Origin of the sequence: Uruburuella suis, assembly GCF_004341385.1 — a bacterium.
In the GTDB taxonomy this organism is placed as follows: Bacteria; Pseudomonadota; Gammaproteobacteria; order Burkholderiales; family Neisseriaceae; genus Neisseria; species Neisseria suis.
The window spans coordinates 2943-25737 of sequence record NZ_SLXE01000013.1 but is presented as its reverse complement, the minus strand read 5'-3'; the positions used below and the strand labels follow the sequence as shown (position 1 = coordinate 25737).

The following is a 22795-nucleotide window of genomic DNA, read 5'->3' as shown; positions in this document are numbered from 1 at the left end:
AACTTTTCTTTCAGACGGCCTTTTCTTTTTCAGACGGCATGGGGGCATAAACCATTTCCCCGCCAAACGCGTGCGTGGCTTGCGCCACACACCCTACCGTCGAGCGGCGGTTTCTTGATTCGTGTGTAGGGTGTGTGCCATAGGCACGCACGCGTTTGGCGGGTTTGTGATTTTGTCAATAAAGGCCGTCTGAAAGTTTCAGACGGCCTTTGCTTTCAAGCGGATGTTGCATTAAGCCAGTAATCTGAGCAGGCTGCGGGCGAGGGCGGAGAGCATGGCCAGATCGGTTTGCTCATAGGCCTGCATGGCGCTGATTTGCTGGCCGGCTTTTTCCAAAATGCTTTCGAGCCCGGCGCGTGCTTCGGCGTTGCCATCGCTGGTGAGCCATTTTTCGGTGGCGAGCAGATGCAGGGTTTGGATGTCTTCGCGCACGGCTAAGCAGGCTTGGTTTTGCCATTGGTTGTGGCGCGGCAGGGCGGCAATGGCGCGGTAGAGCCAGCCCATGCTCAGCTTTTCCGATAGGGCAAAGTAGGCTGCGCCCACTTCGGCGAGGCCGCGTTGCTGCTGCTGCGCCAAGTCGAGAATGGCGATGCTGTTTTCGGCATAGGGCAGCCGCGCCAAGAAGGCGGTGTCGGCATCGTCAAACACGCCGAAGCGCTGCAATTTGGCTTCTTCTTTCTGCACGCCGGGGTGTTGCTCGGCGCGCACCCATTGTGGCAGCTGTTGCAGCAATTGCTGCACGGGGGCGCGGTAGCGTTCGATAAAGGCGCCGATGTCGCCAAAGGGCTGCTTGTGGCGCAGCAATTGGCGTGCCACGCGGTTGAGCAGGCGGGCGAAGGCGGCCATGAGCTGCATTTGCTCGCGCGCGGGCATGCGGTTGTCGAGCGCTTCGATTTGGGCAAAACGCGCTTCGCCGTCAAACAATTCGCTGGCTATCCAATAGGCGCGCACCACATCGGCCACGCTGGCATCCATTTCGGTGCTGAAGCGCTGCACAAAGCTGATGCCCATGCGGTTGACCACGCGGTTGGCCAGCTGGTTGGCGATGATTTCGCGCTTGAGGTAATGGCTGCTCATTTGGTCGGCATAGCGCTGTTGCAGGGCGGCGGGGAAATATTGGGTGAGCACGGGCAGAAAGTTGGCATCGTCGGGCAAATCGCTTGCGAGCAATTCGCTTTGGCAATGGATTTTGCTGTAGGAGAGCAACACCGCCACTTCGGGATTGGCCAGCCCTTGCTGCGCTTGGTCGCGCTGCTTGATTTCGGCATCGTTGGGCAGAAATTCGAGCTTGCGGCTCAAGCCTGCGTGTTCGCGCAAAAACATAATCAAATCGGCATGGGCGTGTAAAAAGGCGTGCGGATTGAGCTGGTTCATGGCGAGAATCTGCGTTTGCAGGTAGTTGTCGCGCAGCACCAAGGCGGCCACGTTGTCGGTCATTTCCTTGAGCAATTCGTTGCGCTCGGGCAGGGTGAGGCGGCCTTGCTGCACTTGGGCGCCGAGCAGGATTTTGATGTTCACTTCGTGGTCGGAGCAATCGACGCCGGCGGAATTGTCGATGGCATCGGTGCAGCAGCGCCCGCCTGCCTGCCAATATTCGATGCGGCCAAGCTGGGTGGCGCCGAGGTTGCCGCCTTCGCCCAACACTTTGGCTTTGATGTCGCGCCCGTCTACGCGCAAATCGTCGTTGGCACGGTCTTGCGCTTGGGCGTGGGCTTCGGTGCTGGCTTTGATATAAGTGCCGATGCCGCCGTTGTAGAGCAGCTCCACATCGGCTTTGAGCAGTTCGTGAATCAGCACGCTGGGCGGCAGGCTCTCGGCATCGGTGCCCAGCCAGGCTTTCACTTCGGGGCTGAGCTTGATGCTTTTCACATTGCGCTCATACACGCCGCCGCCCTCGGAAATCAGGGCGCTGTCGTATTGATCCCAGCCGGCCACGGCGTTAAACAGGCGCTGGCGCTCGGCAAAGCTCGTGGCGGCATCGGGATTGGGGTCGATAAAGATGTGGCGGTGGTTGAAGGCGGCTTTAAGGCGGATGTGGCGCGAGAGCAGCATGCCGTTGCCAAACACATCGCCGCCCATGTCGCCGATGCCCACCACGGTGAAATCTTCGGTTTGGATGTTTTTGCCCAAGTGGCGGAAATGGCGTTTCACCGATTCCCACGCGCCACGGGCGGTGATGCCCATGCCTTTGTGGTCGTAGCCGGCGGAGCCGCCGGAAGCGAAGGCATCATCAAGCCAAAAGCCGTGCGCCTGCGCAATGCCGTTGGCCACATCGGAGAAGCGGGCGGTGCCTTTGTCGGCGGCCACCACCAAATAGGGGTCGTCTTCATCGCGGCGCTTCACATCGGCCGGCGCGATAATATCGCCTTGTTTGAGGTTGTCGGTGAGATCGAGCAGCGCGTTGATGAAAATCTGATAGCAGGCCACGCCTTCGGCGGCATAGGCTTCGCGCTCGCTGGGCGGCGGCAATTGTTTGCACACAAAGCCGCCTTTGGAGCCGTGCGGCACAATCACGGCATTTTTCACCATTTGCGCTTTTACCAAGCCCAGCACTTCGGTGCGGAAGTCTTCCATGCGGTCCGACCAGCGCAGGCCGCCGCGCGCCACTTTGGCGCCGCGCAAATGCGTGCCTTCCACGCGCGGGCTGTATACCCAGATTTCAAACAAGGGGTGCGGCTTGGGCAGAAAGTCGATTTGCGCCGAGCGGATTTTAAAGCTGATGTCTTGCTTGGGCTTGCCTGAGGCATCGGGCTGCCAGAAATTGGTGCGCTCAATCGCCAGAATCACTGTCATGAAAGCGTTGAGAATGCGGTCTTCATCGAGGCTGGGCACATCGGCCAGCTGCGTTTTGATGGCCGCTTGAAGCGCTTGGGCGCGAGCCTCGTCGGCGTCGACGGGATGCAGGCGGGCGTGAAACAGCGCCACTAAGTTGGCCACAATCGCGCCGTGGCGCATTAAGCATTGCTCCACATAAGGCTGGCCGAAAGGCAGCGTGGCCTGCTTGAGGAATTTGGCCAAGGCGCGCATCAGCACGCTGCTGCGCCAAGTGATGCCGGCGGCCGCCACCAAGGCGTTGAAGCGGTCGTTTTCCACCCGGCCTTGCCACACGGCATCAAGAAGCGCGAGCATATTGCTGCGCGTGCTTTCTTGATTGATAAAGTCGGCGCTCAGGCCTTCGGGCAAAGAGAGGCTGAAATGGCTCAAGCCCACTTCAGCGCCGCTGCGGCGGATGCGGTAGGGCTCTTCGGCATACACCGACAAGCCGAGGTTTTCGATGATGGGCAGGGTTTTCGACAGGCTGGGGCTTGTGCCGTTGAAATACATTTTCAGCCAATAAGGCGCAGCGGGGTTGCCCGGCTGCAAGCCCATGCGCATGGCGGTGTTGTCTTGTTGATCCAAAACTTGGATGGCGCGGATATCTTCCAGCGCTTGGGCGGGGCTGAAATTTTCTCGATAGCCCGCAGAAAAAGCCTGCTCATAAGGGCCGGTTTGCTCGGCGCTCAGGCCTTGCTGGGCGGCCAGCTGCTGCCAATCGCTGTGCCAGCCGCGCACCATGGTGTGAATGTCTTGCTCCAGCGCGGCGGTGTTGAAATCGGGCAGGGTGGAAGCGTGGGTGCGAAACACAAAATGCAGCCGCGCCAGCGGGCTTTCGCCCAAAAGCTGCACCGCAAAATCGCTTTCGGTGGCGGCAAAAGCTTCGGCCAGATGGCGGCGCACGCGCTGGCGCAGCTCGGTGTTGAATGGCTCGCGCGGCAGGTAAACAATGGCGCTCACATAGCGCTTGAAATCATCGGTGCGGGTAAACAGGCGCACGCGCGGGCGCTCGTTGAGCGACACCATGCCCTCGGCGGTGTCGGCCAGCGCCGGTGCGGCGATTTCAAACAATTCGTCGCGCGGATAAGCCTGCAACACAAAATGCAGCATTTTGTCTTTATAGCCGCCGCGGATAAAGTCGCACTGCTCGACCACATATTGGCTTTTCTGGCGCAGAATGGGAATATCCCACACGCTGGATAAATAAGCCTGGGCGGTGTAGAGGCCGGTGAAGCGCCATTGCCCCACCACATTGCCCAAAGCATCCAGCTTTTGAATGCCCACCAAATCATAATAAGCATTGCGGTGCAGATTGGCGCGGCGCTGCGATTTGTTCAGAATCAGCCGCTCACCCTCCAACCAGGTTTTTTTGTCGGCCGCATTCAGAGCGGCAAAGCCCGAAGAATAAGCGGGCGCGCGCCGGTGGGCCAAGATGCCCAAGCCGCTGCCTTCCACCACTTGCAGCTGGGCTTCGCCTGCCGCATCGGTGATGAGGTCGTATTCGCAAAAGCCCATGAAGAGATAATGGTTGTTGGCCATCCATTCTAAAAAGGCCACCACTTCGGCTTGCTCGGTGCGGCCTTCGGCAATGATTTGTCCTTGGATGTGGCGGATTTTTTCACGCATGGCCGCTTCATCGTCTACCACCGCGTGCAGATTGCCCAGCATGGTTTGCAAAGCATCGCTGAGCGCCTGCGCCTGCTGCTCGGGCAGGGCTTGCAGGCTGATTTGAATCAGCGATTCTTTGTTTGGGTCGCTGTTTTTGCTGCGCAGCCATTGCTTGATTTCGCCCGCTTCGTTGCGCTGGGCGGTGATCACCGGGTGCACAATCCAATTGAGATGGCCATCGTGGTTGTTGATATTCAAAATGGTGGAATCAATCAAAAAAGGCATGTCGTCGGTAACGATTTCAATCACCATATTGCCGGGCGCAAAAGCCGCTTCGGTGTCTTGCTGCAGGCAGCGCAAACGCGCCTGCCCGCGCCGGCGCGGCTCGCCGGCAAAGTGATAATGGCTCAGCGCGCCGGCCAAAAGCTGCGGCAAGGCATAATGGTTTAAATCGTCGATATCGGCATCTTCATAATAATATTGCAGAAATTGGGCAAAGCCGGCAGGCAGGCCTTGGTTTTCGGCCAATTGTTGCAATTGATTGATTAAGGCGTCGATGGGGCTCATGATGGAATTTTCCTGTTATGGATTGTTCGGTTTTCGCTATTATGTGCGCACTACTTTGCCGGGCTTGGTTTATTGATGCGGCCTTGTGGCGGATGTAGTGTCTTGTAGCCTAACATACTGGATTTATTGCTCTAGGGCAACCATCAAAGCGGCAGCGGGCGCATGCGGCGTTGCGGCGGAGCCGGGCGGATTGGTGCTTTTATTATTTAAGCCATTGAAATTTTTATCGAATGATGGGATAGGCCGTCTGAAAACCAACGTAGGTACGATTAGTTTTGTGTAAGCAAAGCGTAATCGTACGCATGGCGCACAGATGCCGTCTGAAACCTTTCAGACGGCCTTTTTTTCAGACGGCCTTTGTTAGCAATGATTCAAGCCGTTGAAATGTTTATCGAATGATGAGATAGGCCGTCTGAAAACCGGCGTAGGTACGATTAGCTTTGTGCAAACAAAGCGTAATCGTACGCATGGTGCACAAAGGCCGTCTGAAACCTTTCAGACGGCCTTTTTAGAAAAACATCTGTTGCCAAGTTAATTGATTGTGCAATGCGTTTTGATGATGGCCTGCAAGGCGGCCAAGCTTGCTGCGCCGTTTGCGCCGGCCAATTCCAGCAGCGAAGTGGTTTTGTCGGCACGGTAGCGGGTGTCGCTGCCCAGCGCCTGCTCGAAGCGGTTGGCGCGCTCGGTGAGCGTGGCGGGGTCGGCGGCGAGAATCACGGCATGCGAGAGCACGCGGTAGCGGTTGGGCGCGCTTGGGTCGCGTTGCCAATGTTGGGCGGTGCCGGCGATTTTGCGGCCGGCGGCGGCCAGATTGTAGCGGCCGTCGCAAAACGAGCCTTGCACGGTTTGGGCGCTGGTGCGAATGCCGAAATGTTCAAACAAATCAGTCAATAAGCCGCACAGCGCCTGATAATGCGCTTCGGCCACCAAGAGCGGGTTGGACGTGTCGACGATGTAGCCCAAATGCAGGTTCACCACGCCTGCGCCTTGCGGCACCACGCCGCCGCCGGAGAGGCGCACATGCACCTGCAAACCTTCGGCAGCCAGCGTTTGGCAGGCCGTTTGAAAAGCGGGTTTGCCTTGTTGGTAGCTGCGCGGCACCACGATGCCGTCGCCGCCTTCGTGTATTAGCGCAATGCCTTGTTCGGCGGCGGGGATAGCGGCCAGCAAGGCGCGTTCGTTGTCGGCCCAAGAGCGGGCGGATAAATCGAAGGTGTCGGCGGGCATGAGGGTGAAGGGCGGCAAAAGGGCGGGCATGGCGGCTTTCTGTGGGCAAAGGCGGGGTGTGTTCTGCTGGGAATATATGCGGAATGTGCGGTAAATTTCGTTTGAAACCAATTAGTTGGCGATGTGCTTAATGGTGTTCAGACGACCTTTCGCATGCGTACGATTACGCTGCGCTAATCGTACCTACGCGCTGCTGCGTTGAAAATGCTCGCAAGGTGTTCAACCTTGCTGTGCTTTTCGCCTTGTAGCCACGCTTTCGCGCTCAAAATCTTACTCGCGGATGAATTGTGAACAGACCCTAGGAATATATGCGGAATATGTGGTAAATATATTTGAAAACCAATTGGTTGGCGATGTGCTTAATGGTGTTCAGACGGCCTTTCGCATGCGTACGATTACGCTGCGCTAATCGTACCTACGCACTAGTTGTACTGTCTGCGGCTCGCCGCCTTGTTCGCTTACTTTTTTGAATTGGTATCAAACAACCATCAAAACCGCCCGCAAATTTTTGTTTGCGGGCGGCGGGTATTTAATCGTCCAGCTCATCGGCGGAGGGCGGCACCCAGTTGGCGATAAATTGCTCGATTTCGGCATCGCTCACGCCCTCATCGGCCATAATGCCCAGCAGCGATTTCACCGGCAGGGTTTCGCCGGCTTGGGCAAATTGGCGGCGCAGCAGGCCGGCATCGGTGGCTTCCACCGCGTTGGTGAGCTTTTCGGTTTCCACATCCAGAATCGGCATGCCCACTTCGATTTGGGTGCCGACTTCCACCAGCCAAGCGCCGACGGTGCCTTCTTCCATGGTGAGGCCCCATTTGGGCATGATAATCGGGGTGATTTTGCTCATGTTGTTCTCCTTTTTATTTCATTAAAGTGTTTGGCGCACAGTTTCGGCAATGCCTTTGCCGTTGGGCAGGTAGGCTTTTTCCAGCGGCGCTGAAAACGGCACGGGCGTGTGCGGCGGGGAAACCATGCGGATGCCGGATTTCAGCTTGCCAAACATTTCTTGGCACACTTGCGCCGAAATGTCGGTGGCGATGTTGCAGCGCGGGCTGGCTTCGTCCACCACCACCAGGCGGCCGGTTTTTTCCACCGATCGGAACACAGTGTTGATGTCGAGCGGCGAGAGCGTGCGCAAATCGATTACTTCCACATCCACGCCTTCTTTTTCCAGCAGTTTGGCCGCTTCGAGGCTGCGGTGCACCATCATGCCGTAGGTCACGATGGTGGCGTCTTTGCCTTCGCGCACGATATTGGCCTGGCCGAACGGAATCACATATTCACCTTCGGGCACTTCGCCTTTCACGCTGTAGAGCGCTTTGTGTTCGCAGAAAATCACCGGGTCGTTGTCGCGCACGGCTTGGGCGAGCAGGCCTTTGGCATCGGCAGGGGTGGAAGGACACACCACTTTCAGGCCCGGAATGTGGGTAAACATCGGCGTGAGCATTTGGCTGTGCTGGGCGGCGGCGCTGAAGCCTGCGCCCACCAGCGCGCGGATCACCACCGGCGTTTCGGCTTTGCCGCCGAACATATAGCGGAATTTGGCGGCTTGGTTCAAAATTTGGTCGAAACACACGCCCACAAAGTCGATAAACATCAATTCGGCAATCGGGCGCATGCCGCAAGTGGCCGCGCCGATGGCCGCGCCCACATAGGCGGCTTCCGAGAGCGGCGCATCGAGCAGGCGGTCGCCGTATTTGCCATACAAACCTTTGGTGGCGCCGAGCACGCCGCCCCAGGCATCTTTTTCGCCATCGGCACCGAAGCCGCCGACGATGTCTTCACCAATCATAATCACGCGCTCATCACGCGCCATTTCCAAATCGATGGCCTCGTTGATGGCCTGCTTTAAGGTGATTCTTCGTTCCATGATGTTGCTCCTTCGTTTATTTGTTTATTTTTTCAGACGGCCTTTAATCAATAAGACACATACACATCGGCAAGCAGCGCTTCCACCGGCGGCTGCGGCGCGGCTTTGGCCTCTTGCACCGAACGCTCGATTAATTCGGCCACATCGCTGTCCACGGCATCCAATTCGGCATCGGTGAGCATGCCGGCTTCCGTTACGCGCTGGCGGAAGATTTTCAGGCAATCGTGGTGGGCGCGCAGGTTTTCCACTTCGCCGGCGGGGCGGTAGGTTTGCGCGTCGCCCTCAAAGTGGCCGTAGAAGCGATTGGTTTTGCATTCGAGCAGCGCCGGGCCGCCGCCGTTGCGGGCGCGGCGGATCACTTCGCCGGCCGCTTCATACACGGCGAAAAAGTCGTTGCCGTCCACCGTTACCCCAGGCACGCCGAAGCCGATGCCGCGGTCGACATAGCTGCTGGAAGCGGTGGCATAATCGCGGCCGGTGGATTCGGCATAGCCGTTGTTTTCAATCACAAAAATCACCGGCAGATTCCACACCGCCGCCAAGTTGAGGCTTTCGAGCACCGTGCCTTGGTTGGCGCCGCCGTCGCCGCAGAAAGTTACGGCCACGCCGCCGTCGCCACGATATTTGGCCGCCAGCGCCGCGCCGCAAATCAGCGGTGCGCCCGCGCCGAGAATGCCGTTGGCGCCCATCATGCCTTTGGATAAATCGGCAATGTGCATCGAGCCGCCTTTGCCGTGGCACACGCCGTCTTGGCGGCCGTAAATCTCTTTCATCATGCCGATCACATCCACGCCTTTGGCGATGCAGTGGCCGTGGCCGCGGTGGGTGCTGGCGATGCGGTCGTTGTCGCTGAGGCTTTGCATCACGCCCACGGCGGTGGCTTCTTCACCGGCATAAAGGTGCACAAAGCCGGGAATGTCGCCGCGTGAAAAGTCGATGTGCAGCCGTTCTTCGAATTCGCGGATGGTTTTCATCTTGCGGTAAACGTCGAGCAGCTCGTTTTTGTTTAATGCGGTTTGGCTCATGATGTTTCTCCTTGTGAAACGGGGTGGGCGGTGAGGTGGTGCTCGGCGGCATATTGCAGCGCGGCGCCCACGTCAACCGTGTAAAAAGCCTGCTCTTGCAAGCTGATTTCAATGCTGTCGCCCGTGCGAAACGCGATTTCGCGTTCGCCGTCGAGCGCAATCAGGCCGTTTTGGCCGCTTAAAGTGTAGAGGCCGTCTGAAAACAAACGCCGGTAAGCGGCTATGTTCACGCTGGCCACCGTGCCCGGCGCCATCACCGCTTGCAGGCGGCAGGCGGCATCGGCGCGCGGAGCATGCGCACCCTCAAGTGGCACCAATTCCACCAGCAAGCCGCCTTCGGCATGGCGCGGCACAGGCTGCAACATGGCGGCAATGGCCGATAAGCCGACCGCTTCCACCGAAGCTTGGGTCACGATAATTGTGCGCAAGGTGTCGGCATCGCCGATGGCTTTGGCGCCGAGTATGCGCTCGTTGAGTATGGCCGCATCAATCAGCGCGATGTCTTGCTGCACCAAATCGCCTGCGGCATTCAGGCGGCGGATGTGTAGGCATTTGTTGGCGGCCAGCGCCGTGGCGGCGGGAATTTTGCCGACGGCATAAAGGCCGGTGGCAAATGCTGTTACCGTTGCTTCGCGCATCGGCGGAAACGCATTGTTGGTGCCGGTGGAAATGCCGGCGATGGGTGTGCGGCCGCAGCCTTTCACCACCGCGCGATGAGTGCCGTCGCCGCCGAGCACGATAATGGCGCGCACACCGGCGGCATGCATGATTTCGGCGGTGCGGGTGGAATCTTGCGTGCAGCTGCGCACCGGCATATCGGCCCACACCAATTCGGGCAGCGGATAAGCCGATTCGGCCGCCGCAGCAGGCAGCAGGCGCGCCAAATGCGTGCGCAAGCCCTCTGTTTCCGGCATCAGCCACACTTCATCCACACCGCAAGCGGCCAGCGCCTGCACAATGCGCAACACCATATTGGCGCGCTCGGCCAGCGGCAAACCGGCCGCATGCGACATCACGCGGCGGATATCGCGGGCGGAAACGGGATTGGCAATAATGCCGACGCGAATCGGGGCAGACATGGCGGCGCTCCAGAAGCGGAAAGGGTTGTTGGATGCCTAGCAAACATTGTGCTAATGGTTGGATTTTAATATTAATGATTGAATAATAAGAGAAAATTTTTTCAGACGGCCTGGGTGGTATGACGGATGTAACACTGTGTAACGATACGGTGTGACAGCCGCATGTGACAGCTGTCACAAGTTTGCAAAGCCTCAGGCCGTCTGAAACCTTGATTTTTCAGATGGCCAGATGAAATGCGGACAGCAGTAGGTCGGATTCTTGAATCCGACACTTGTTCGTAGAACAAGGCACACACATCGCTTTGGCCGATGGCCAAATGTCGGATTCAAGAATCCGACCGACGAGCTGCGCGGTTGCGGCCGAAAGATTAGGGAAAAATTAAGGCCGTCTGAAAGCTTGATTTTTCAGACGGCCAGATGAAATGCGGGCAGGTTTTTAATCGGGCAGATTGTATTTTTTCAAATAACGGTAAACCGTCATGCGGCTCACGCCGATGGCTTTGGCAAAAGCCGACACATTGCCCCGGTGCGATTGCAGTGCGGCTTGCAATTGCTGCGCATCGGCCAACACCGATTTGCCACAGGCGGCAGGCTCGGCGGTGTGCGGGCTGAAAAAAGGGCGCGCGGCGGTTTTGATGTAGTCGGGCAGATCATCGGCCTCGATGCGCGCATCGTTGGCGGTGAGCAGCGCCACTTCGAGCACGTTGGCCAGCTGGCGCAAATTGCCCGGCCAGCCATAGGCGCGCAGAATGTCGAGCGCGTGCGCTGAGAGCGCTTTCACCGGCATGGCGGTTTTCTCGGCCGCCCGTTGCAGCAAAACGCGCACGATATAGTCGAAATCATCACGCTCGCGCACAGGCGGCAGCAGCGCCTGAATGCCGTTGAGGCGGTAATACAGATCTTCGCGGAATTTGCCCTCGGCGATGCGCGCCTGCAAATCGAAATGGGTGGCCGAAATAATGCGGATATCCACTTTCACCGCGCGGGTGCTGCCCACCGGCAACACTTCGCGCTCGGAGAGCACGCGCAAGAGCCGCGATTGCAGATAAAGCGGCATATCGCCGATTTCATCGAGAAAAAGCGTGCCGCCGTCGGCCGCCTGAATCAGGCCGATTTTGCCTTTGCGCTCGGCGCCGGAAAAGCTGCCCGGGGCATAGCCGTAAAGCTCGCTTTCAATCAGATTTTCGGGAATGGCGGCGCAGTTTACCGCAATAAAAGGTGCATCGGCGCGGCTGCCTGAAAGATGAATGGCGCGGGCGAGAAATTCTTTGCCCGAGCCGGTTTCGCCGTTGATCAGCACCGGCACTTGCGTGTCGGCCAGCACGGCGATGCGTTGCAGGCTGCGGCGTTGGCGGCTTTTGGGGCTGTAGAGTTTGTCGAGCTCGGGCGGCAGCGGCAGGCTGCCGGTCGGTGGTGCGGCGTGTTGGTCGGCCGGCGGCGACACAGAGGCAAACAAATGCCGGCCGCCTATCAGCACGGCCGGTTTGGCGCGCGTGGCGCTGTACACACTGAGCAGGCTCTGGCCGAAAAGTGGCTCAAACAGGCAGCCGGTTAAATCGCGCTCGGGCAATTCGAGCTGTTGCGCCGCCCATTGGTGAAAAGCATGATTGGCACCGGCAATTTTGCCGGCATCGTCAACGGCAATAATGAATTCGGGGGTTACATCCAAAAAAGCCGCCGCTTGCCCCAAACGCACCAGCCAATGGCGGCGGTGCGCCTGAATCAGCGCGGCGGTTTCAATCAGCGTGGCAAAATGCTGTACCAAATGCAACACGCCGTATTGGCTTTGCCGCTCGGGCAAGGGGGCGAGGGCAGACACATCAAGCACGGCACGCAGGCGGTTTTGCGAATCAAACACCGGTGCGGCGGTGCAGGTCAGGCCGATGTGGGTGGCGTCGAAATGGTCGGTGCGGTGCACGATGGCGGCCTGGCCGGTGGCCGCTACCACGGCCACGGCGCTGGTGCCGTTGGCACGCTCGCACCACAGCGCGCCGGTGTGCAGCCCCGCCTGCCTGAAATCGCGCACCTGATTTTCAGCGCCAAATGCTTCCACCACCACACCGTGTGCATCGGCCAGCAGCACCACATAGCCCATGTCGCGGATTTGCCTGGCCAGCACCTGCAAGCCGTGGCGGGCCACGGCGTTGAGGCCGTCCATGGCGTCCACGTGCTCGGCCAGATTGTGTTGCGGCAGAATCAGCGCCTCCTGCATCACTTCGGGATTGAGGCCGTGTTGATGCACGCAGCGCTGCCACGATTCGATGATTTTAGGCTCGAAAGCAGCAGCCGGTCGGCGGGTGCTGCCGTAAACATGCGCCAGCACGTCCCGGATATGTTGGGTTTGATGGGCCTGCATATTGCATACGCTCCTTGTGGGTTTAGGTTGGCGTTGTCCTTGAATGTGTGCAGGAATTATTGTGATTGTGTGGTTTGATAAGTGCGGAAGGCCTGCGGAGCAGGGCGGCAAAACGTTGCCGCGGCAAGCACGATGCAGGCCTATCTTAGTGAGAAAGCGGAGGCAGGTCTAGCTTATTTGCTTTTGTGACAGGCAAAGAAAAGTTGCGAAAGGTAATCTTTCAGACGGCCTTTCCATTTCAAAAGCCTGTTTACCATATTTTATGGCGCTGCTATTGAGCGCATCAACAGGCTTTAAGCCATTTCTTTTGAAATCAATATAATAAATAGAAATCAAGGCCGTTTGAAAGCAACAGGTCGTCTGAAGCCGCGCCGTTTCAGACGGCCTGTTGTGTCGCCCCATCTGTTATGGCTGCGGCCGCACACACCGCCGAAGCCCATGCCCATTGGAAATTATAGCCGCCGAGCCAGCCGGTGATGTCCATCACTTCGCCGATAAAATAAAGCCCGGGCGCGAGCTTGCTCTGCATGGTTTTGGCATCGATTTCGCGCACATCCACGCCGCCGCGGGTGGCTTCGGCTTTTTTGTGGCCGTCTGAACCGCTGGGCAGCAGCGCCCATTGATTAAGGCTCTGCCCCAAAGCGGCCAAAGCGGCATCGGGCGTGTCGGCCCATTTGTGTGCGGCAAGCGGCGCCCATTCGGGTTGTGCCAGCCAAAAATCCAGCAGCCGCGAGGGCAGGTGCGGGCAAAGCTGTGCGAGTGCGGTGTTGAGCTGGATTTTTTGGCCGTGTTTGCCGCTGCATAAAGCATGGGGCAGCTCGGCATCGGGTGCCAAATTAATGATAATGGCCTGCCCGGGCTGCCAATAACTGGAAATCTGCAAAATCGCAGGCCCGCTCAAACCTTTGTGGCGAAACAATAAATCTTCGTCAAACTGCATGGCTGCTTTGCCGCTGCCGGTGGCAATGCGCACGGGCAGGGCGATGCCGGCGAGCGCATCGTAGCCCGATTCCGCCCAATGCTCGAAGCGCAGCGGCACCAGCGCGGCGGCAGGCGTAACGATGCTGTGGCCGAACTGTTTGGCCAATTCGTAGCCAAACGGGCTGGCGCCGATGGCAGGCACCGCCAAGCCGCCGGTGGCCACCACCAGGTTGCGGCAGGAAAAGCGGCCTTGGTTGGTGCGCAGTTCAAAGCGCGCAGCAGAGGCCGTCTGAATGGGCTCTACACTTTCAATCACGCATTCGGTGTGCCATTGCACACGGCCTTTTGCGCATTCGTTTTGCAGCATATTAATAATGTCTTGCGCGCTGCGGTCGCAAAAAAGCTGGCCTTTGTGCTTTTCGTGATAGGGTATGCCGTGGTGCTCGAGCAGAGCGGTGAAATCGGTGCTGGTGTAGCGCGATAAAGCATGGCGCACAAAACGCGGCTGCTGCGACACAAAATAAGGCGCGCCATCGTGGCCGTTGAGATGGCGGTTGGTGAAATTGCAGCGGCCGCCGCCCGAAATGCGGATTTTTTCGCCGATTTTGGCCGCATGGTCAAGCAGCGCCACGCTTTGCCCTTTTTGGCCTATGCGGGCGGCGCACATCATGCCGGCCGCCCCGGCGCCGATTATCACGGTATCGAAAAAAGTTGTCATCAAGCCGCCCGGGCAATTGAAAAGCCTTATTGTAGCGCAAGGCCGTCTGATACCAATCCAAAAAAATAACCTAACTTCGTTGTCTCGCCTTGCCGTACTATCTGTACTGTCTGCGGCTCGCCGCCTTGTTAGCTTACTTTTTTGAATTGGTATGAAACCCTATGGCTGCGTAAGCCGGCTGCAAAAAAGAGCGTAAACAGGCTCTAAAAGCCAGCATGCCGTCTGAAAATCCGATAAAATAAGCGCTGATTTTTTGCGCGCTTCAGAAAGTAACGATATGGCAAAACCCAAAGGCGGCCTCGGCCGCGGCCTGGATTCACTGATTTCCCATAATCTGGACGACGGCGGCAACGACCGCCTCACCACCGTGCCGATCGGCGATATCCGCCCCGGGCGCTATCAGCCGCGCGTGCAGATGGATGACGAAGCCTTGCAGGAGCTGGCCGAATCCATCAAGGCGCAAGGCGTCATCCAGCCGGTGATTGTGCGCGAACAAGGCCTCAACGGCTACGAATTGATTGCCGGCGAGCGCCGCTGGCGCGCCAGCCAATTGGCCGGCCTCACCGAAATGCCGGTGGTGGTGAAAAGCATCAGCGATGAAACCGCGCTGGCCATGGGCTTGATTGAAAACCTGCAACGCGAAAACCTCAACCCGATTGAAGAAGCACGCGGCTTGAAGCGCCTGGCCGATGAATTCAGCCTCACCCACGAAACCATTGCCAAAGCCGTCGGCAAAAGCCGCAGCGCCATTTCCAACAGCCTGCGCCTGCTCGCCTTGCCCGAGCCCGTGCAGGAAATGCTTTATGCCCGCCGCCTCGAAATGGGGCATGCCCGCGCGCTGCTCACTCTGCCCGTGGTCACGCAGCTGGAGCTGGCACAAAAAGCCGTGAAAAACGGCTGGTCGGTGCGCGAAGTGGAGCGGCGCAGCCAAATGGCGCAGCAAGGCAAGCCTGCCGAAGCGCCCAAGCGCGACAATCCCGACATCCGCCGCCTGAGCGAAGCGCTCACCGAAACGCTGGGCGTTAACGCCGAAGTGCACAGCAGTAATCAGAAAAAAGGCAGAATCGTGCTGCATTTCGATTCACCCGAAACGCTCGAAGCTTTGCTCAAGCAGCTCGGTGTGGATTTGCCGAATTAAAATTAATCGTGCCTGAAAAGGCCGTCTGAAACAGTTTCAGACGGCCTCGGGTTTTCAAAAAAAACGGCGATATATTACAATGGCAAGTGAAGATTGCGACGGATAATGCAACGAATCGGGCGCTTTATTTTGTAAGTCGTGTAGTAGTGTGTAGTGCGGGCTTCGCCGGAAAAGAGCCGAAAAAAAAGCATTGAATTGGGATATTTGAGCGTAAAAAGCACTCAAATAAGTGAGAATAGGGCTGTTTGCAAGCATAAAAAGCCCCTTTGATAAAACCTGCCCATTCACAAAGATTAACAAATTATCTTGACGCGTAAACGCATCTTTATTATAGTGGCTTGGCTTAAATTGTCTGTAGCTGCGTGTTGTATGACGAAGATTCTGATTTTACAGTTGGCGGCGCTGGCAGTGGTGGCGCTGTTGTGTTTGCTGGTGAGCGGTTTGCCCGCGTTTTGGTCGGCATGGCTGGGCGGATTGTGTTATTTGTTGCCCTCGGCCGCTGCGGTATTACTTTTAAGGCTTTTCAAGCCGCATCCTGCTTGGGCAGGTAAAGGCTTTTTGCTCGGAGAAGGTTTAAAAGTCATGCTGTCGCTGGTGTTGATGCTGGTGGTGTTTGCCATCTGGCACGAAACATTGGTGTTTATCCCGTTTTTATTGGGGTTGTTTACAGTCAGTCATCTGGTTTTTTTAGCATTTTTGAGAGTTCAACATTATGGCAAGTAGTGAAGCAATGAGCGCTGCCGACTACATCAAGCACCACTTACAAAGCTTGACCAGTCTGTCGGATGTCACCCAAGGCCAAGGCCTGAAAAACATCGCCGATTTCTCTTATATCAACCTAGATGCCGTTTTCTTCGCGGTGTTGCTGGGTGCGCTGGGCAGCTTCCTGCTGTGGCGTGCCGCCCGCAAAGCCACGCCGGGTGTGCCCGGTCGCTTTCAGGCTGCGGTGGAGTTGCTGTTTGAATTCGTAGATGATATGTGCAAAAGCATCGTGCACAACGAGCAGTCGCGCAAAGCAGTCGCCCCTTTGGGTTTGACTGTGTTTGTGTGGATTTTCCTGATGAATGCGATGGACTTGCTGCCGGTGGATTTGCTGCCGATGACTTGGCAGGCCGTCACCGGTGACCATCATGCTTTACTGCGTGTCGTGCCCACCGCCGATTTGAATACTTCGCTGGCTTTGGCCATCGGTGTGCTGCTGATTTGCCTTTATTACAGCGTGAAAATCAAAGGCTTGGGCGGCTGGATGCATGAAATGTTCAGCGCGCCGTTCGGCCCGATGCTGGCACCTTTCAACTTCATTATGAATATTCTCGAATTCCTGTCGAAAACCGTATCGCACGGCATGCGGCTGTTCGGCAATATGTATGCGGGCGAGCTGGTGTTCTTGCTGATTGCCCTTTTGGGTGGCGCTTGGGCGGCTTCCGGCAGCATCGGCGTGATGGATCCGATTTTGTTTGTCCTGCATATTCTGGCAGGTGTGGCATGGGCGATTTTCCATATTCTGATTATTACCCTGCAAGCCTTTATCTTCATGGCGCTGGCGTTTGTTTATATCGGCCAGGCACATGATCATCACTAAAAGTTTTTGAGTAGTTTGTTTTTAACTGTAGTTCTTTAACCTTTGTTTTTAATTTAAGGAGTTTTGAAATGGGTGGTTTAATTGCTATCGCTTGTGGTTTGATCGTCGCTTTCGGTGCGATGGGTGCTGCTATCGGTATCGGCATGGTAGGTTCTAAATATCTGGAATCTTCTGCCCGTCAACCTGAGCTGATCGGCCCGCTGCAAACCAAATTGTTCTTGATTGCCGGTTTGATTGATGCCGCATTCTTGATCGGTGTGGCCATCGCTCTGCTGTTCGCTTTCGTTAACCCGTTTGCAGGCTAAGTCTAACCAAACGAAACGTCGTTTGTTTGATTAACCCTAATACGAAGGTTAAGTAAAGTGAATTTAAATGCGACCCTATTTGCGCAGTTAATCGTCTTTTTCATTCTGGTGTGGTTCACCATGCGATTCGTGTGGCCGCCGATTGCAAAAGCACTTGACGAGCGCGCCGACAAAATCGCCGAAGGCTTGGCTGCGGCCGAGCGCGGTAAAAACGATTTTGAACAGGCTGAAAAGAAAGTTGCAGAACTCTTAGCCGAAGGACGTCATCAGGTTACCGAAATGGTGGCCAACGCAGAAAAACGTGCAGCGCAAATCGTTGAAGAAGCCAAAACACAGGCTTCCACCGAGGCTGCCCGTATTACGGCACAAGCCAAAGCCGATGTTGAGCAAGAAGCCAATCGCGCCCGCGAAGCTTTGCGCGAACAAGTGGCAGCTTTGGCGGTAAAAGGTGCGGAGTCTATTTTGCGCAGCGAAGTGAATGCTGAAAAACACGCACAAATGCTCAGCGCCCTGAAACAGGAGCTGTAATCTTATGGCAGAGTTCGCAACCATTGCCAGACCGTATGCGAAAGCATTATTCGGTGTGGCGCAAGAGCAAAACCAAATTGAGTCTTGGTTGGGCGGACTGAAACAACTGGCAACGGCAGTGCAGCAACCCAAAGTGGCTGCGCTGATTGAGCAACCCGAAAGCACTTCTGCCGAAAAAGCCCTCATGCTGATTGAATTGGTCGGTTTGGGTGATGCGAAATTGAAAAATTTCGTGTCGATATTGGCCGAGCAGAAGCGCCTTTTGGTTTTGCCTGAAATTTATGCGCAATACCAAGACTTAACCCTGGCATTGAATCATACCAAACGAGCCCTGATCCGCAGCGCTTATGCACTCAATGCGGCGCAATTGGCCGATTTGACTGCAGAGCTGCAACAGCGCTTTGGCAGCACGTTGGAGATTCGCACCGAAGTCGACCCCGATTTGATCGGCGGCGTAAAAGTAGAAATCGGTGACCAGGTATTGGACTTGTCGCTGCAAGGCAAATTAAATGCTTTGTATGCGGCCATGACAAATTAGGAGAGTTTTCATGCAGCTTAATCCTGCTGAAATTAGCGATTTGATTAAAGCCAAGATCGAGAATCTGTCGGTAGATGCAGAAGTCCGTACCCGTGGTACCGTGATTTCCGTAACCGACGGTATTGTTCGCATTCACGGCTTGTCAGACGTAATGCAAGGTGAAATGCTCGAATTCCCCGGCAACACATTCGGCTTGGCCATGAACTTGGAGCGTGACTCCGTGGGCGCCGTGGTGTTGGGTGAATACGAACACATTAAAGAAGGTGACACCGTTACCTGTACCGGCCGCATTTTGGAAGTGCCGGTCGGCCGCGAGCTGATTGGCCGCGTGGTGGATTCGCTGGGTCGTCCGATTGACGGCAAAGGCCCCATCAACGCTACCACTACTGCGCCGATCGAAAAAATCGCGCCCGGCGTGATTGCCCGCCAATCGGTGGATCAACCGATGCAAACCGGCTTGAAAGCGATCGACTCTATGGTGCCGATCGGCCGCGGTCAGCGTGAGCTGATTATTGGTGACCGCCAAACCGGTAAAACCGCAGTGGCGTTGGATGCGATTGTCAACCAAAAAGACACCGGCGTGGTTTGTATCTACGTTGCTGTCGGCCAAAAAGCATCATCGATTGCCAACGTGGTGCGCAAGCTGGAAGAGCACGGCGCAATGGATCACACCATTGTGGTGGCAGCCACCGCATCAGAAGCAGCGGCACTGCAATATATCGCGCCTTATGCCGGCTGCACCATGGGTGAATTTTTCCGCGACCGCGGTGAAGATGCGCTGATTGTGTATGACGACTTGTCCAAACAAGCCGTGGCTTACCGTCAGATTTCCCTGCTGCTGCGCCGCCCGCCCGGCCGCGAAGCCTACCCGGGTGATGTATTCTATTTGCACAGCCGCCTGTTGGAACGTGCCGCCCGTGTGAATGCTCATGAAGTAGAAAAGCTGACCAATGGCGAAGTAAAAGGCAAAACCGGCTCATTAACCGCTCTGCCGATTATCGAAACCCAAGCCGGCGACGTATCTGCATTCGTACCGACCAACGTGATTTCGATTACCGATGGCCAAATCTTCTTGGAAACCGACCTCTTCAACTCCGGTATCCGCCCTGCAATCAACGCCGGTATTTCCGTATCGCGCGTAGGTGGTGCGGCGCAAACCAAGGTGATTAAAAAGCTTGGCGGCGGTATCCGTTTGGCATTGGCGCAATATCGTGAGCTGGCGGCTTTCTCGCAATTTGCTTCCGATTTGGATGAAGCCACCCGTAAGCAGCTGCAACACGGCGAAGTGGTTACCGAATTGATGAAGCAAAAGCAATTCAGCACGCTGAACACCGCCGAAATGGCGCTGACGTTGTGGGCGATCAACAACGGCTCTTACGAAGACGTGCCGGTATCGAAAGCGCTGGCTTTCGAGCACGAATTCTTGGGTCATGTGCGCACGCAACTGCCGGCCGTTTTGGATGCCATCAACGCTTCGGGCGCCATGTCTGATGAAAACGAGCAGGCACTGGCCGCAGCGATGAAGTCCTTTAAATCTTCTTACAGCTACCAAGCGTAAGCGTGAGAGAGCAAGGAGTCTGAAATGGCAGTAGGAAAAGAGATTCTCACCAAAATCCGCAGTGTTCAGAATACCCAAAAGATCACTAAAGCGATGCAGATGGTGTCAACCTCTAAAATGCGGAAGACTCAAGAGCGGATGCGCCTGGCGCGTCCGTACGCCGAAAAAGTGCGTTTGGTGATGAGCCATCTGGCGCAAACCCATTCCGACCACGGCATCAAATTGCTGGAGCCGCACCGCAGCGTGCGGCGTGCCGGCTTTATTTTGATGACCACCGACAAAGGCTTGTGCGGCGGTTTGAATGCCAACGTTTTGAAAAAATTCCTGGCGCAGGTGCAGGAATATCGAAGCCAAGGCATTGAGGTGGACGTGGTGTGTTTGGGCAGCAAAGGTTTGGCCGCTTGCCAGCGCATCGGTTTGAATGTGGTTGCCAGTGCCACCAATCTGGGCGACACGCCCAGGCTGGAAACCTTGGTAGGCCCTTTGACCGAGCTTTTCCAAAGCTATCAAAAGCACCAGCTGGATGTGATTCATTTGGTTTATTCCGGCTTCGTCAACACCATGCGTCAAGAACCGCGTTTGGAAACTTTGTTGCCGATTGGTGAAAGTGCATTGGAAGGCGTGAGTGAAAGCAGCGACTATAGCTGGGATTACCGCTATGAGCCCAGCCCCACCGCTGTATTGGAATACTTAGTCCGCCGTTATTTAGAGTCTGTGGTGTATCAGGCGTTGAGCGACAACATGGCATCCGAACAAGCCGCGCGCATGGTAGCGATGAAAGCTGCTACCGATAATGCCGGCAATGCCATCAAAGAGCTGCGTTTGGTTTACAACAAATCACGCCAAGCCGCGATTACCACAGAGTTGTCAGAAATTGTAGCAGGTGCCGCAGCCGTATAAGGCTGCGCATGTGCACGTTAAAATAGGATACGAAATGAGCCAAGGCAAAATCGTACAAATCATTGGTGCGGTGGTCGACGTGGAATTTCCGCGCGATACCCTGCCGCACGTGTATGACGCCCTGAAACTGGTTGATACCGACCTGACGCTGGAAGTGCAACAACTTCTGGGCGACGGTGTGGTGCGTACCATCGCGATGGGCAGTTCAGACGGCCTCAAACGCGGCATGAGCGTGATCAACACCGGTGCGGCAATTACTGTGCCGGTGGGCACGGAAACTCTCGGCCGCATCATGGACGTGTTGGGCAATCCGGTGGATGAAGCAGGCCCGGTCGGTGCCAAACACAGCCGCGCCATTCACCAACCCGCGCCGAAATTCGACGAGCTCTCTGCGGCCACGGAATTGCTGGAAACCGGCATTAAAGTGATTGACTTGCTCTGCCCGTTTGCCAAAGGCGGTAAAGTGGGCTTGTTTGGCGGCGCCGGTGTGGGCAAAACCGTTAACATGATGGAATTGATCAACAACATCGCCAAAGCGCACAGCGGTTTGTCTGTGTTTGCCGGTGTGGGCGAGCGTACCCGTGAAGGTAACGACTTTTACCACGAGATGAAAGATTCCAACGTGTTGGATAAAGTGGCGATGGTATACGGCCAGATGAACGAACCGCCGGGCAACCGCCTGCGCGTGGCGCTCACCGGCTTGACCATGGCCGAATATTTCCGCGATGAAAAAGACGAAAACGGCAAAGGCCGCGACGTGTTGTTTTTTGTGGACAATATCTACCGCTATACCCTTGCCGGTACTGAAGTGTCTGCGCTGTTGGGTCGTATGCCCTCAGCTGTAGGCTATCAGCCGACTTTGGCCGAAGAAATGGGTCGTTTGCAAGAGCGTATTACCTCGACCCAAACCGGTTCGATTACTTCCATCCAAGCCGTGTATGTACCTGCGGATGACTTGACTGACCCGTCGCCTGCTACCACATTTGCCCACTTGGACGCCACCGTGGTGTTGAGCCGCGATATCGCCTCTTTGGGTATTTACCCGGCCGTGGATCCGCTGGATTCAACCTCGCGCCAGCTCGACCCGATGGTGTTGGGTCAAGAGCATTACGATGTGGCACGCGGCGTGCAATCTACTTTGCAGAAATACAAAGAATTGCGCGACATTATCGCCATTTTGGGTATGGATGAATTGTCTGACGAAGACAAAATGACCGTGATGCGTGCGCGTAAAATCCAGCGCTTCCTGTCGCAGCCCTTCCACGTGGCAGAAGTGTTTACCGGCTCGCCGGGCAAATACGTTTCACTGCGCGACACCATTGCCGGCTTTAAAGCGATTTTGAACGGCGAATACGATCATCTGCCCGAGCAGGCGTTCTATATGGTTGGCGGTATCGAAGAAGCGGTAGAGAAAGCGAAAACCGTAAACTAAGGAGGCCAGCATGGACATCATGCAAGTTGAAGTGGTCAGTAACGAGCAGCACATTTTTTCGGGCGAAGCCAGCTTTGTGGTGGTGCCGACCCAAATGGGCGAGCTCGGTATTTATCCGCGACATGAGCCGATTATGAGTTTGGTGCGACCGGGTGTGTTGCGTTTGACCACGCCCGATTCTGCCGAAGAAGTGCTGGTGGCCGTATCCGGCGGTGTTTTGGAAGTGCAGCCCGATAAGCTTACCCTGCTGGCCGACGTGGCCGTGCGCAGCGCCGAGATGGATCAGGCGCGCGCCGAAGAAGCCAAAAAAGCCGCAGAAGCCCGCATTTCCCAAGCACAGGACGATGAAGCATTGGCCAAAGCCCAAGCAGCACTGGCCGCCGCCATCGCCCAACTCAAAACGCTGGATTATATTCGCGGACAAAAAAACAAATAAGGCAGCCGCCTTATCGCAAAAAGCACGGGCAACCGTGCTTTTTTCTCGGCCGTCTGAAAACAAGCAACGCGCGTTTTCAGACGGCCAAACCTTCAGACGGCCAAACCTTCAGACGGCCAAACCTTCAGACGGCCAAACCTTCAGACGGCCAAACCTTCAGACGGCCAAACCTTCAGACGGCCAAACCTTCAGA

At 56.3% G+C, this 22795-nt stretch carries 18 protein-coding genes; 10 read left to right on the top strand and 8 right to left on the bottom strand.

Annotated elements, in window-relative coordinates; translation table 11 throughout:
* Positions 1-231: 231 nt before the first annotated feature.
* The 8 genes from EV680_RS06040 to EV680_RS06005 form a co-directional block, all read right to left on the bottom strand.
* Entirely contained in the window at positions 232-4989 is a 4758-nt protein-coding gene (locus tag EV680_RS06040; protein ID WP_132953845.1) for an NAD-glutamate dehydrogenase, read from the bottom strand.
* A gap of 531 nt (positions 4990-5520) precedes the next feature.
* Positions 5521-6246, bottom strand: coding sequence for a lipoyl protein ligase domain-containing protein (locus tag EV680_RS06035; protein ID WP_132953844.1), 726 nt, complete (start codon positions 6244-6246; stop codon positions 5521-5523).
* A gap of 499 nt (positions 6247-6745) precedes the next feature.
* Positions 6746-7063, bottom strand: coding sequence for a biotin/lipoyl-containing protein (locus tag EV680_RS06030; RefSeq protein WP_132953843.1), 318 nt, complete (start codon positions 7061-7063; stop codon positions 6746-6748).
* 21 nt (positions 7064-7084) lie between these two features.
* Positions 7085-8086 carry an alpha-ketoacid dehydrogenase subunit beta gene (locus tag EV680_RS06025; RefSeq protein WP_132953842.1) on the bottom strand — a complete coding sequence of 334 codons (1002 nt, stop codon included), beginning with the start codon at positions 8084-8086 and terminating at the stop codon, positions 7085-7087.
* Between the two features lie 47 nt (positions 8087-8133).
* Entirely contained in the window at positions 8134-9111 is a 978-nt protein-coding gene (locus EV680_RS06020; protein ID WP_132953841.1) for a thiamine pyrophosphate-dependent dehydrogenase E1 component subunit alpha, read from the bottom strand.
* The gene (locus EV680_RS06015; RefSeq protein ID WP_132953840.1) at positions 9108-10190 is read right to left on the bottom strand and encodes an NAD(+)/NADH kinase; all 1083 of its coding nucleotides are present in this window, start codon (positions 10188-10190) and stop codon (positions 9108-9110) included. Before EV680_RS06015 ends, EV680_RS06020 begins: the two co-directional genes overlap by 4 nt.
* 436 nt (positions 10191-10626) lie before the next feature.
* Complete coding sequence (locus tag EV680_RS06010) at positions 10627-12546, bottom strand: sigma-54-dependent Fis family transcriptional regulator (protein ID WP_132953839.1); 1920 nt, start codon at positions 12544-12546, stop codon at positions 10627-10629.
* 376 nt (positions 12547-12922) lie between these two features.
* Positions 12923-14185 carry a BaiN/RdsA family NAD(P)/FAD-dependent oxidoreductase gene (locus EV680_RS06005; protein ID WP_165870916.1) on the bottom strand — a complete coding sequence of 421 codons (1263 nt, stop codon included), beginning with the start codon at positions 14183-14185 and terminating at the stop codon, positions 12923-12925.
* A gap of 277 nt (positions 14186-14462) precedes the next feature.
* Here EV680_RS06005 and EV680_RS06000 point away from each other — a divergent pair, with 277 nt between their 5' ends.
* The 10 genes from EV680_RS06000 (at position 14463) to EV680_RS05955 (ending at position 22602) form a co-directional block, all read left to right on the top strand.
* Complete coding sequence (locus tag EV680_RS06000) at positions 14463-15323, top strand: ParB/RepB/Spo0J family partition protein (RefSeq protein ID WP_132953837.1); 861 nt, start codon at positions 14463-14465, stop codon at positions 15321-15323.
* 369 nt (positions 15324-15692) lie between these two features.
* Positions 15693-16046, top strand: a complete 354-nt coding sequence (locus EV680_RS05995; protein ID WP_132953877.1) for an ATP synthase subunit I — start codon at positions 15693-15695, stop codon at positions 16044-16046.
* Complete coding sequence (atpB, locus tag EV680_RS05990) at positions 16036-16905, top strand: F0F1 ATP synthase subunit A (protein ID WP_424580114.1); 870 nt, start codon at positions 16036-16038, stop codon at positions 16903-16905. Before EV680_RS05995 ends, atpB begins: the two co-directional genes overlap by 11 nt.
* Positions 16906-16973: 68 nt before the next feature.
* Positions 16974-17210, top strand: a complete 237-nt coding sequence (gene atpE, locus EV680_RS05985; protein ID WP_009175074.1) for a F0F1 ATP synthase subunit C — start codon at positions 16974-16976, stop codon at positions 17208-17210.
* Between the two features lie 57 nt (positions 17211-17267).
* The gene (locus EV680_RS05980; RefSeq protein WP_132953835.1) at positions 17268-17738 is read left to right on the top strand and encodes a F0F1 ATP synthase subunit B; all 471 of its coding nucleotides are present in this window, start codon (positions 17268-17270) and stop codon (positions 17736-17738) included.
* Between the two features lie 4 nt (positions 17739-17742).
* The gene (locus tag EV680_RS05975; protein WP_132953834.1) at positions 17743-18276 is read left to right on the top strand and encodes a F0F1 ATP synthase subunit delta; all 534 of its coding nucleotides are present in this window, start codon (positions 17743-17745) and stop codon (positions 18274-18276) included.
* A 10-nt stretch (positions 18277-18286) separates the two neighbouring features.
* On the top strand, positions 18287-19834 hold the full coding sequence (gene atpA, locus EV680_RS05970; RefSeq protein WP_132953833.1) for a F0F1 ATP synthase subunit alpha: 1548 nt from the start codon (positions 18287-18289) through the stop codon (positions 19832-19834).
* A gap of 24 nt (positions 19835-19858) precedes the next feature.
* Positions 19859-20734: a F0F1 ATP synthase subunit gamma gene (gene atpG / locus EV680_RS05965; protein WP_132953832.1), complete on the top strand. Its 876-nt coding sequence runs from the start codon at positions 19859-19861 to the stop codon at positions 20732-20734.
* A 34-nt stretch (positions 20735-20768) separates the two neighbouring features.
* Positions 20769-22166 carry a F0F1 ATP synthase subunit beta gene (atpD, locus tag EV680_RS05960; protein ID WP_132953831.1) on the top strand — a complete coding sequence of 466 codons (1398 nt, stop codon included), beginning with the start codon at positions 20769-20771 and terminating at the stop codon, positions 22164-22166.
* A gap of 10 nt (positions 22167-22176) precedes the next feature.
* A complete protein-coding gene (locus EV680_RS05955; protein WP_132953830.1) occupies positions 22177-22602 on the top strand; it encodes a F0F1 ATP synthase subunit epsilon in 426 nt (141 codons plus the stop codon).
* Positions 22603-22795 lie beyond the last annotated feature (193 nt).